9 protein-coding genes are annotated in these 12,099 nt (G+C 69.2%); 3 read left to right on the top strand and 6 right to left on the bottom strand.

Features of this window, described 5'->3' with window-relative positions; all coding sequences use genetic code 11:
* Nucleotides 1-10 precede the first annotated feature (10 nt).
* A complete protein-coding gene (locus ACZ6O0_RS14055; protein ID WP_465765251.1) occupies nt 11-4,117 on the bottom strand; it encodes a S8 family serine peptidase in 4,107 nt (1,368 codons plus the stop codon).
* A 298-nt stretch (nt 4,118-4,415) separates the two neighbouring features.
* On the opposite strand from ACZ6O0_RS14055, the gene ACZ6O0_RS14050 reads away from it, so the two are divergent.
* Together ACZ6O0_RS14050 and hypB are read left to right on the top strand one after the other, a co-directional pair.
* Nucleotides 4,416-4,745 (top strand): hydrogenase maturation nickel metallochaperone HypA/HybF, encoded by a 330-nt coding sequence (locus ACZ6O0_RS14050; RefSeq protein ID WP_465765250.1) that lies wholly within the window; start codon nt 4,416-4,418, stop codon nt 4,743-4,745.
* Between the two features lies 1 nt (nt 4,746).
* A complete protein-coding gene (gene hypB / locus ACZ6O0_RS14045) occupies nt 4,747-5,511 on the top strand; it encodes a hydrogenase nickel incorporation protein HypB (RefSeq protein WP_465765249.1) in 765 nt (254 codons plus the stop codon).
* On the opposite strand, the gene hypE is transcribed toward hypB, so the two are convergent.
* The 5 genes from hypE to ACZ6O0_RS14020 form a co-directional block, all read right to left on the bottom strand.
* Nucleotides 5,508-6,575, bottom strand: a complete 1,068-nt coding sequence (hypE, locus tag ACZ6O0_RS14040; RefSeq protein ID WP_465765248.1) for a hydrogenase expression/formation protein HypE — start codon at nt 6,573-6,575, stop codon at nt 5,508-5,510. The genes hypB and hypE overlap by 4 nt on opposite strands.
* The gene (hypD, locus tag ACZ6O0_RS14035) at nt 6,568-7,686 is read right to left on the bottom strand and encodes a hydrogenase formation protein HypD (protein WP_465765247.1); all 1,119 of its coding nucleotides are present in this window, start codon (nt 7,684-7,686) and stop codon (nt 6,568-6,570) included. Before hypD ends, hypE begins: the two co-directional genes overlap by 8 nt.
* Entirely contained in the window at nt 7,683-8,018 is a 336-nt protein-coding gene (locus ACZ6O0_RS14030) for a HypC/HybG/HupF family hydrogenase formation chaperone (protein ID WP_465765246.1), read from the bottom strand. Before ACZ6O0_RS14030 ends, hypD begins: the two co-directional genes overlap by 4 nt.
* Before the next feature lie 12 nt (nt 8,019-8,030).
* The gene (hypF, locus tag ACZ6O0_RS14025) at nt 8,031-10,307 is read right to left on the bottom strand and encodes a carbamoyltransferase HypF (RefSeq protein WP_465765245.1); all 2,277 of its coding nucleotides are present in this window, start codon (nt 10,305-10,307) and stop codon (nt 8,031-8,033) included.
* Between the two features lie 80 nt (nt 10,308-10,387).
* Nucleotides 10,388-10,852, bottom strand: a complete 465-nt coding sequence (locus tag ACZ6O0_RS14020; protein WP_465765244.1) for a helix-turn-helix domain-containing protein — start codon at nt 10,850-10,852, stop codon at nt 10,388-10,390.
* Between the two features lie 178 nt (nt 10,853-11,030).
* On the opposite strand from ACZ6O0_RS14020, the gene ACZ6O0_RS14015 reads away from it, so the two are divergent.
* A complete protein-coding gene (locus ACZ6O0_RS14015) occupies nt 11,031-12,098 on the top strand; it encodes an NADH-quinone oxidoreductase subunit B family protein (RefSeq protein WP_465765243.1) in 1,068 nt (355 codons plus the stop codon).
* The last annotated feature ends 1 nt before the right edge of the window (nt 12,099 follow it).

Here is a 12,099-nt window from a genome sequence, read left to right as displayed (position 1 = left end):
GAAGTTGCGGTTATCTGGTGATCTTGATCGGGACGGACAGCGCGGTCGGAGCCGAGGACGGGCCGAGCAGGAGCTCGCCGTTGTAGCTCTGGCCGGGTGTCATCGCCTTGTTGTAGTCGACGTGCAGCGTGACCGTCGTGTTGGCCGGGACCGCACCGGTGGGCAGGCCGCTCACGGTCAGGTCGTTGCCCTGGATCGCGTTGACGACCAGCGGGAACGACGGCGTCCCGGTGACTCCGAAGCCGTGCACCCAGATCTGGTAGTTGCCGTCGGGCGGGTTGACCAGGTCGACCGACTCGTCGCCGGTACCACCGGCGGACGACGCGACGATCTCGGACGGCGAGAACACGCCGTCGTTGTTGGCGTCCCGCAGCACATAGAGGTCCACGTCGTTGTTGGCCAGCGCCGTGCTCACGTCCAACCGGGACGCGTGCGAGAGCGTGAGGTTCTTCTTCACGCTCGCCGTGGACGGGTCGTTCGGGTCGTCCTGGTGGGCGACCTCGGACGTCGTGCTCGGCTGGCTGAGGCCGTAGGCCGACGCGTTCAGCCCGTCCAGCGGCACGCTCGACGAGAACGTCACGTCGAACCCACCGGTGTCCCCGGTCGCGGTCTGGACGACCGACGAGGGCGACACCGACGCACTGCCCAGCTGCACCTTGAACGGGGTGTTGAACTTGTCACCCTGCCAGCTGACCTGGTGCAGCGCGAGCGCCTGCAGGCCTTCCTGCGCCGGCGCGGTCACCACGTCGGCCGGGCCACCGGTCGCCGTGTCGAACCGCCAGGCACCCGCCCGGACGTTGGTGTTCGGACTCTTCCCGACCGTGTCGATCGTGTACGGCGCGCCGTACACGGAATCCGGCTCGAGCTGGAAGTGGTTGACCGAACGGCCCATGATCAGCGTGTCCAGGTCGGTGTACGGACCGGAGTCCTCCCAACTGGTGTTGGCCAGGAACTTGGTTCCCTCGGCCGGTGTCTTCGGGACGTCGAGGTAGAAGAACCGCCAGTCCCCGGACTCGGCCCGCCAGGTCCAGTCGTTCGCACCGAACACCGAGCCGTTGTTGTAGGTGTAGTTCTGCTGGGCCTTCGCGACGTCGTCACCGCCGAACGTGATCGCACCGGTGATCCTGCCGCTCGCGTCCTGCGTCGCCTTCGCCGCGACCGCCACGGACACCGGCACCACCATCGAGTCCGAGCCGCGGTTCAGCACCACGGCACCGGAGTACATGCCGTACGGCGCGTTGCCCGGGACCTTGATCGACGCGGTGAACGAGCCGTTCGCGGTCTTCGGCGTGGTGACCCACTTCCAGTCGCTGTTCTTGTACCAGTCGATCGAGATCTTGAAGTTCGTGACCGGGATCGACGTGTTCTTCGCGGAGTGCTGCAGGCCGAGGAACAGGCCGTCGGCCATCCGCTTCGCCGGGTCCGCGACGTACGACTGCAGTGCGTTCGAGCCGGCCCGGTGGTACATGAACCGCTCGTACTCGCCCTGTTCCATGTCCGACTTGGCGAAGTCCAGGTCGAGGAAGTTGTCGATGTTCGAGCTGGTCGTCTTGTCGGTGTGGTTGACGACGCCGTTGTGGTTCTTGTCGGTCCACAGCTTGCCGTCGTGGTTGACGTCGGTCCAGTTGTAGGTGAGCAGCCGCCAGGCCTGGTCCTCGGTCAGGTTGTTGTCACCGTCGAACTGCGACCGTGGGTACTCGAGTTTGACCACCATCAGATCGGCGTCTTTGTGCTGTTTGACCTGTTTGGTCAGGTCGATCAGGTAGTCGGGGGCGTTGAAGTTCGACGTACTCTCCTGGCTCAGGTCCTTGCTGTTGAAGGAGAGCGTGTCGCTGTCGGTCCGGACGAGTTGCCGGTCGCTGACCTGCCACGCGCCGGGGCCGTTGAGCGTGAACTTCTGGCTGTCGGTCCCTCCGGGCGAGATGATGTTCGCGAACACCGGGTACTCGGTGCCGCGGTAGTCACCCACCCGCCACTCCGTCGGCGACACGGTCGCGCGGGTGCCGAGGGCACCCGCCACCGCCTTGCCGGCGTCGATCGAGCCCGAGCCCTGGACGTTGGCGTCGTACCCGAGGTCCTTCGAGGTCGACTTCAGGATGTCCTGCGCGGTCGAGTAGAAACCGGCCGGCACCGTCCCGCCGTGCGCCTTCTTGTAGGCCTGGTAGAGCAGCGCCGTCGCACCCGCGGCGACCGGGGTCGACCGGCTGGTGCCACCCCAGGTCTCCCACGCGTTCCGGCCGTCGAGGACGGTGTTCAGGGTCGCGTCACCCGGTGCGTAGGAGCCGTCGGCAACGACATCGACGCCGTTGGTGGCGTTCGCGCCGAAGCCGCGGTTGGACCACACCATCACGTCGTTGTCGGTGATCTGGCTGGTCCGCACGATCGAGTCCCAGCCGGTCCCGCCGAACTGGGTGGACGCGCCGACCTCGATCGCGGTCGAGGGCGCCGCGGCCGTCGTCGTACCGAAGCCCGGAGCGCCGTTACCGGTGGAGAACAGGGCCGTGGTCTTGAAGCCGTCGGAGATCACGTCGGCCTCCTGGCTCGCCGCGTCCCAGCCGTCGTTGTCGGTGGTGGAGTCGCCGTACGAGTTCGACGTGATGTCGACGCCCTGCCGGGTGGACAGGAAGTAGCCGAACTGGTCGGAGAAGTCGTGGCTGAAGTAGATGTCGCCGAACGGCGCCAGCTTGGCGTGCGGCGCACCACCGAGGACGGCACCGGCGTACTTGCCACCGGGGATGTCCTTGAAGGTCGGCGCCTTGCCGTTGATCACGGCCTGGCCGACCACGTTCGACGCGGTCAGCGTGCCGTGGCCCTCGATGCCGGGGTCGAAGTCACCGGTCCACGCGACCAGCGCGCCGGATCCGAACGACGTGTCCTCGACACCGAACGCGTCCAGACCACCGGGGATCGGGGTCTTGCCGTCGGAGATGTAGTACATCAGGCCGCCGGACAGGTCGGTGTAGCCGTCACCGTTCATGTCCCGGTACGACGCGGGCGAGGACTTGGTCACCGGCTTCTCGTCGGCGAACGAGTAGTCGTCGTCCAGGTCGACGTACACGGTGTCGTAGACGCCGGCCGTGTGCGGGTCGGTGACCAGGAAGCCCGGGCGCTCGCCGTACAGGTCGAGCAGGTAGTCGTCCGGGTGGCTGCCGAGCATGACCTTGCCGGACTTGCTCCAGCTCGCCGGGAAGGAGTACGTGTGCTGCTTGGTCCCGGCCGGCAGGCTGAAGTTGCGCGACGGTCCGGTCTTGGTGGCGAAGTCCACCGAGCAGGTGCCGCCGGACGTGACGCAGGTGGCCGCGGTGGTCTTGGTGTACCAGGACAGGCCCTGGTCGACCTGGCTCGGGTCGGCCAGCCACTGCAGCGTGCCGAACGGGTCGAACGCCTTCGGCCAGCCGTTCCAGCCGGCCTTCGCGCCGGTCTGGCCGGTCCAGGTCTGCCAGGTGTTCAGCAGGTCCGGGTGACCCCAGTCGGTGCCGCCGTCGAGGACGCCGACGGTCACACCCTGACCGGTGAAGCCCGCGTTCCAGGCGCCGGTGAAGTTGTGCGTCTTGGCGTCCAGCAGGTTCTGCTTGCGCAGCGTCTCGAAGTTGGAGCCGCGCAGCGGCGGGGCCTCGCTGTACGGGACGTCGTCGGCCTTGGCCTTCGCGAGCGCGGCGTGCTTCTCGGCGGCGGTGGGCGCCTTGTGCAGCCCCGGGTCGGGATCGGTCAGCGGCTGCCCGGTCTTGGTCATCTCGACCGGCTGGATCGCGACCACGCCCGGTACGGCGGCCAGCTTCGGCAGCGCCTGGACCGGGATGGATCCGAGCACCAGCGCGGCGTCGCCGGACTTGGCCACCTTGGCGTTGTCGAGCACGTCCTTGGCCTGGGTGGCGTCGCCCTGGACGGTCGCGAAGACCGCCACCTTGGCGGTGTCACCCTTCTTGACCTTCGCCTCCAGCGTCGGGTCGAGTTTCGCCAGCGCGGCGTCGGCCGCGGTCTTCACCTGCATCGCGCCCGGCGCGTGGCCCGGAGGCGGATCCTTTCGGACGGCGGCCTGCACCGGCGCCGACAGGGACGCGAGGATCAGGCTGGTCAGGGCAACGAGCGCAGCAGTGTGCTTCAGGCGTCGTCTCATACTTCCCCTCCGACATGGGCGGTCCCCCCTTGACCGCAAGCTGAACAGTCGGAGCGTAAGACCGCTCCCACGAGCCGCGATAGCGGTTGCACCGGGCGTTTTCCTTGGTTGCTGCCAGCAACGGTAACTATTCGTCACCAATATAAATCGATCGCCGCCCGGCAACCGCGTTTTCCCCCGAAATCACGCCCAACTCCGCCGATCACGCACGGTGTTCGATCCGCCGGTGCGGGTCCGCAGGTTTTCCCGTGTCTTCGGGTCTTGCTCGCCGCGGACGGCCCGGCCTACCGTCGGGAGCGTGCACGAGCTCGCCATCACGGAGAGCATTGTCGATGCGATCGTCGAGAAGATCGGCGACGGACCGGTGGCCGCCGTCCGGCTGGAGATCGGCCGGCTGTCCGGGGTGGTGACCGACTCGATCCGGTTCTGCTTCGAGATCGTGGCCGACGGCACCGGGCTGGCGGGCGCCCGGCTGGACATCGACGAGCCGCCGGGCCGGGCGTACTGTCGGGACTGCCGGCGGGAGTTCACGCTCGACGATCCGATCATGCTGTGCGACTGCGGCAGCGCCGATCTCGACATCCTGGCCGGCCGCGAGCTGCGGATCGTCTCGGTGGAGGTGCCCTGACATGTGCAGTACCTGTGGATGTTCGGGCGAGGACGCCACCACCCGGGTCACCCTGGTCGACGGGCCCGAGCACTCGCATGACCATGCCCACGGCCACGGCCACGGCCTCGGCCATGAGCACGAGACCAGGACCGTGCTGCTCGAGCAGGACATCCTGGCGAAGAACGACGTCCTCGCGGCCGCGACCCGGCACCGGCTGGCCGAGCACGCGGTCACCGCGATCAACCTGATGAGCTCACCGGGCTCGGGCAAGACGACGCTGCTCGAACGCACCGTCCGCGACCTCGACGGCCGCCGCGAGACGCTGGTGATCGAGGGCGACCAGGAGACCTGGCTGGACGCCCAGCGGATCCGGTCCACCGGCACCAAGGTGGTCCAGATCAACACCGGCGCCGGCTGCCACCTCGACGCGGAGATGCTCGACCGCGGCCTGACCGAGCTCGCCCCGCCCGACGGCTCGCTGGTCTTCGTCGAGAACGTCGGCAACCTGGTCTGCCCGGCGCTGTTCGACCTCGGCGAGTCGGCGCGCGTGGTGATCATCTCGGTCACCGAGGGCGCGGACAAACCGGCGAAGTACCCGTACATGTTCCGCACCGCCGACCTCGTCCTGCTGAACAAGATCGACCTGCTGCCGTACGTCGACTTCGACACCGACCTGTGTCTCGACTTGATCCGGCGGGTCAAACCGGACGTCGAACTGCTGCCGGTCTCCGCGACCCGCGGGGACGGCCTCGACGCCTGGCACCGCTGGCTGGCGACCCGCTAGCAGATCCTGGGCAACTGCTCCCCGATCGGCGTATCCACCACCCGGGTGGCACCGAACGCGGTCTTCGTCACCACCATGCCCGGATGTGCCTCGACGCACTCGCCGATGACCGCCGCGTCCGCACCGAGCGGATCCGCCCGCATCGCCGCGAGTACGGCGTCCGCGTCGTCGCGCGCCACGATCGCGAGCAGCTTGCCCTCGTTCGCGACGTACAACGGATCGAGCCCGAGGAACGAGCAGGCGTTGGCGACTGTCTCCGGCACCGGGAGCGCGGTCTCGGTCAGCTCGATGCCAACCCCGGCCGCCTTGGCGATTTCGTTCAGCGAGGTCGCCACGCCACCCCTGGTCGGGTCGCGCAGGACGTGCAGGTCGGTGCACACCGCGAGCATCGCGGCCACCAGGCCGTTCAGCGGTGCGCAGTCACTGACCACCTCGGTGCCGAACGAGATGCCCTCGCGGACACTCATGATCGCGATCCCGTGCACCCCGATCTGACCGCTGACGATGACGACGTCGCCCGGCGTCGCCCGCTGCGGCCGGATGTCCACGCCGGCCGGGACCAGCCCGACGCCCGCCGTGTTGACGTACACGCCGTCACCGTGGCCCGCGTCCACGACCTTGGTGTCGCCGGTCGCGATCGTCACCCCGGCCCGCCGCGCCGCCGCGCCGAGGTCCTCCGCGATCCGGCCGACCACCGACAGCTCGACGCCCTCCTCGAGGATGAACCCGCAGGACAGGTACGCCGCCTGGGCGCCGCTCATCGCGAGATCGTTGACCGTCCCGTTGACGGCCAGGTGCCCGATACTCCCGCCGGGGAAGAACAACGGCTGGACGACGAACGAGTCCGTCGAGAACGCCAGCCGCGCGTCCCCGAGGGTGAACACCGCCGAGTCCGTCAGGCCGCTGAGCACCGGGTTGGCGAACGCGGGCACGAAGAGGTGCTCGATCAGCTCGCCCGACATCTGTCCGCCGCCCCCGTGGCCCATCACGACCGCAGGGTGATCGCGCAACGGCAGCGGACAGACCCACCCGTCGAAGTTCGGGGCCGTCAGTTGCTCAGCCACCGGTGGTCACCACCTCGACGGGGGTCTGGAGGCGCCGGTAGAGGTAGTACGCCGCGCAGGCGCCCTCGCTCGACACCATCGTCGCGCCCAGCGGGTTGCGCGGTGTGCACAACGTCCCGAACGCGGAACACTCGTGGGGCTTGATCAGCCCCTGCAGCACCTCGCCGCTGCGGCACACGGTCGACTCCTGGGTGTCGATGTCGCGCACCTGGAAGCGGTACTCGGCGTCGTACTCGCGGTAGCGCTCGGACAACCGCCAGCCGCTCCGCGGGATCATCCCGATCCCGCGCCACGACCGGTCCGTGGTCTCGAACACGTCGGCCAGCATCGCCTTCGCCGCCGGGTTGCCCTCGTCGCGCACCGCCCGCCGGTAGGCGTTCTCGACCACGTGCTCGCCGTTCTCGAGCTGGCTCACCGTGCGCAGGATCCCGGCCAGGATGTCCAGCGGCTCGAACCCGGTGACCACGATCGGTACGCCGTACTTGTCCGCGAGCTCGGGGTACTCGGCCGTACCCATCACGCTGCAGACGTGGCCGGCGGCGAGGAAGCCCTGGACCCGGCAGGTCGGCGACTGCATGATCGCCTCGATCGCCGGCGGCACCCGGACGTGGGAGACGAGCAGGCTGAAGTTCGGGATGCCGAGCTTCTTCGCCTGGTAGACCGTCATCGCGTTCGGCGGCGCCGTGGTCTCGAAGCCGATGCCGAAGAACACCACCTGCTTGCCCGGGTTCTGCTGGGCCAGCCGGAGTGCGTCCAGCGGCGAGTAGACGACCCGGACGTCACCGCCCTCGCTCTTGATCCGGAACAGGTCGCGGCCGCTGCCGGGCACCCGCAGCATGTCGCCGAACGAGCAGAAGATCACGCCGGGCTGGGCGGCGATCTCGAGCGCCTTGTCGATGATCTCCAGCGGGGTCACACAGACCGGGCAGCCCGGGCCGTGGATCATCTCGACGCCGTCCGGCAGCAGCTGGTCGATCCCGTGCCGGACGATCGTGTGCGTCTGACCGCCGCAGACCTCCATCATCGCCCACGGTTGCGTCACCGTGGCGTGGATCTGGTCGACCAGCTTCCTGGCCAGGACCGGATCGCTGAACTCGTCCAGGTACTTCATGTCGCGGCCTCCCCCATCTCCTCGGCGCGCTGCCACTCGGTGCCGGGCGGGCGGCGCTCCCCGGCCTGCTGCGCGGCCAGGCCCCAGTGGTCGCCGAACTCCTCCTCGAGCGCGCCGAGCTGGCGGTACAGCGCGAGCGACTGCATCGCGGACTCCTCGTCCAGGCGCTGCAGCGCGAAGCCGACGTGCACGATGGTGTACTCACCCACCTGCAGGTCCGGCAGGTACTCCAGGCAGACGTCCTTGAGCACGCCACCGAAGTCGACCATGCCCATCCGGGTGCCGTCCTCCTCCCGGATCTCCACGACCTTTCCCGGTACGGCCAGACACATGCTGATCCCTCCCTAAGCGGCGCGCGCCGCGACGGCCAGCTGCCCGAGGGCGAGACCGGCGTCGGTCGGTGGCACCCGGCGATGCCGCAGGACGGTGAACCCGGCCCCGGTCAATGCCCTGGTAGTTGCCGATAGCAACACTTTGTTGACGAACACCCCGCCGGACAGCGCGACGGTGGTCAGTCCTTCGGCGGCGCGGATCCGGTCGGCCAGCGTCACCATCAGGCCGGCCAGGCTCTGGTGGAAGCGGGCGCTCACCACCCCCGGCTCGGCCCCGCGCAGCACGTCGCGCACCACCCCGGCCAGCACCGGCGCCGGATCGATCTCGTCCCCCGTGACCGCGAACTCGTACGTACCGAGCCCGCGACCGGACGAGATCAGTCCCTCCAGCTCGATCGCGGCCTGCGCCTCGTACCCGACCCGGTGACATACCCCGGCCAGCGATGAGACCGCGTCGAACAACCTGCCCATGCTGGATGTCGGTGCACAGGCGATGTCCTTGTCCAGCTGCATCCGGAGCAGATCCAGCTCCGGCCCACGGCAAGCGCGCACCGACGGCAGATCGGGATGCCACGGCAGACCCGCGGCACGCAGGTGCGACAGCGCCATCCGGCAGGGATTGCGGACTCCCGCGTCACCGCCCGGCAGCGGCACGTACTTCAGATGCGCCCGCCGTTCGAACCCGTCGTAGTCGGCCAGCAGTACTTCGCCGCCCCACACCGCGCCGTCGTCGCCGTACCCGGTCCCGTCGAAGGCGAAGCCGATGACCCGGCCCTGGTGCCGGTGCTCGGCCATCACCGAGGCGACATGCGCGTGATGATGCTGTACGCCGACCACCGGCCGGCCGGCCGCGTTCAGCTGCGCCCACTGCCGGGAGCGGTACGACGGATGCTTGTCCGTCACGAGCACCTCGGGCCGGACCCCGGTCAACTGCTCGAGATGCTCCTCCGCGCGTTCGAACGCCCGCAGAGTCGCGAGATCGTCCATGTCCCCGACGTGCGCCGAGAGCCAGGCGTACCGCCCGTCCCCGAGGCAGAACGTGTTCTTCAGATCTCCGCCGACCGCCAGCGCCGGCCGGACCGGGACCGGCAGGTCGATCGGGAACGGCGCGTACCCGCGGGACCGGCGGACCGGCAGCTCGGCCCCGTCCACGATCCGTACGACGGAGTCGTCACACGGCACGTGGATCGGGCGGTCGTGCCCGAGCCACGCGTCGGCCAGGCCGGCCAGCCGGGTCCGGGCCTCGTCGTCGGCCGTCACGATCGGTTCGCCGGTCAGGTTGCCGCTCGTCATCACCAGGACACACGGGCCGGGCTGGTCGAACAGCAGCTGGTGCACCGGTGTGTACGGCAGCATCACGCCGAGGTCAGGGTTGCCGGGGGCAACTGCTTCGGCGACGGCGGCACCGGCCCGGCGGCGGAGCAGCACGATCGGGTGCCGGCTACCGGTCAGCAGCGCTTCCTCGTCCGCGTCGATCAGGGCGATCCGCCGGGCCGCGTCGAGGTCCGCGGCCATCACGGCGAACGGCTTGTCACCACGGTCCTTGCGCTTGCGCAGCGTGGTCACCACCGCCGGGTCGCCGGCGTCGCAGACCAGATGGAAACCGCCCAGTCCCTTGACCGCGATGATCGCGCCGTCGACCAGCAGCCCGTGCGCGGCCGCCAGCGCGTCCTCGTCGTACGCCGTCTCGAGGCCAGGCTGCACCAGCTCCAACCGGGGGCCGCAGGCCGGGCAGGCGATCGGCTGCGCGTGGAACCTGCGATCGGCGGGATCGGCGTACTCGCGGGCGCAGTCCGGGCAGAGCGGGAACTCGGCCATCGTGGTGGCCGGCCGGTCGTAGGGCAGACCGGTGATGATCGTGAAGCGCGGCCCGCAGTTGGTGCAGCTGACGAACGGGTGCCGGTAGCGCCGGTCGGACGGATCGGCGAACTCGGCCAGGCAGTCCGCGCACGTCGCGACATCCGGCGAGACCAGCGTCCGGCCCGGTCCCGCGGTCGAGTCGAGGATGATGAACTCGGTCCCGCCGCGCGGCGCCAGCGGCTCCGGGGTCACCGTCGAGACCGCGGCCAGCGGCGGGGCTTCGGTCCGCACGCGGCGCCCGAACGCGGCGACCGCGGCGACCGGCCCCTCGACCTCGGCGACCACGCCGGCCGCGGTGTTGCCGACCTGCCCGGACAGCCCGAGCTCCCGCGCCAGGGAATAGACGAACGGACGGAAGCCGACGCCTTGGACCACGCCGGTGACCAGGACCCGGCTGCGAACACGTTCCGGCTCGTTCGTGATGCTCACCCCGCCGGGCAAGAAATGACGAATTCCGCGATCAGCGGATAATTCGCACACTAAACCCGGTCCCCGGACCGCGCCAGGGATCACGGCCCGAAGATCTCGTGCACCCGGCGAAGGTCGCGCAGTCGCGGTTCGGTGTCACCGTGCAGCCAGCGGCTGATGGTCCGCACCGACACCCCGATCCGCTGTGCGGCGTCCTGCTGGGACAGGCCCTGACCGCGCAGCACGCCGTTCAGCCAGTCGGCGAACGGCTCGGCCGCGGGCTGCACCCGGTGGACGCCGGCACCGTGCAGAACCTCGACCTCCACACCATCGGGGAAGATTCGCACGGTCACGTCGAAAACGCCGTCCTTCGGCCCGGCCGCGGCGAGCAGCGCGGTCGTGATCGCGTCGTACAGCGCCTTGCGCTCCTCGGCCTCGAGAGTGATCGGCTCGAGCGCCTCGCGGACGAACTGCTCGGCGTCCGGCAGCGATCCCGGCCGGGCCGGGAAGGCGTGCGAAGCCACGACCACGGGCGAGACGAAGACCTCGCGGCCGGGATCGTCCATTGGGCAAGAATAACGGTGCGACACTGGCCGAAAGGCGTCCCGGATTGTCCTGGAATCGCGGAATCCCGGATTTCCCGACACCGCCATTAATACCCGACACAAGTGTCTGTCGGACCGGACATGACGGAAGTACGGTCAAAAGACCGAGGTCGTTTCCCGGGCGAGGGAGGACGGGGTCGTGTCCACGACGCTGGAACCGGAGCAGGCACAGGAGACCGACGAGGGTGTGGTGCACATCCTCTGGATGAACGGCGGACTGAGCTGCGACGGTGACTCCGTCGCGCTGACCGCGGCCACCCAGCCCAGTATCGAGGAGATCGTCCTCGGCGCCCTGCCCGGGCTGCCGAAGATCGCGGTGCACTGGCCGCTGATCGACTTCGAGTGCGGCCCGGAGACCGGCGCGGACAACTTCATCGCGTGGTGGCACAGGGCCGACCGCGGCGAGCTGGAGCCGTTCGTGCTGGTGGTCGAGGGGTCGATCCCGAACGAGGCGATCCACGGTGACGGGTACTGGGCCGGCTTCGGCAACAACCCGGCCACCGGGCAGCCGATGAAGACGTCGGAGTGGCTCGACCGGCTGTCCCCGAAGGCCACTGCCGTGGTCGCGGTCGGCACCTGCGCGACGTACGGCGGGATCCACGCGATGGCCGGCAACCCGACCGGCGCGATGGGGGTGCCCGACTACCTCGGCTGGAGCTGGAAGTCCAAGGCCGGCCTGCCGATCGTCTGTGTGCCCGGCTGCCCGATCCACCCCGACAACCTGTCCGAGACGCTCGTGTACCTGCTCTACCAGGTGGCCGGGCAGGCTCCGATGATCCCGCTCGACGCCGAACTGCGACCGCAGTGGCTGTTCGGCCGGACCGTGCACGAGGGCTGTGACCGGGCCGGGTACTACGAGCAGGGCGACTTCGCCAAGGAGTACGGCTCGCCCAAGTGCCTGGTGAAACTGGGCTGCTGGGGTCCGGTGGTCAACTGCAACGTGCCCAAGCGGGGCTGGATCAACGGCGTCGGCGGCTGCCCGAACGTCGGCGGGATCTGCATCGCCTGCACGATGCCCGGCTTCCCGGACAAGTTCATGCCGTTCATGGACGAACCACCGGGCAGCAAGATCTCCACCACCGCGACCATGGTCTACGGCACCGTCATCCGCCGGCTGCGCAAGTTCACCCAGAACACCAGCAACAAGGAACCCAAGTGGCGGCGCAAGGGCGACGAGCTCGCCACCGGCTACGAGAAGGTCTGGTAGG

The organism is Kribbella sp. NPDC048837, assembly GCF_055586945.1.
This window is presented reverse-complemented; position numbering and strand designations above follow the sequence as displayed.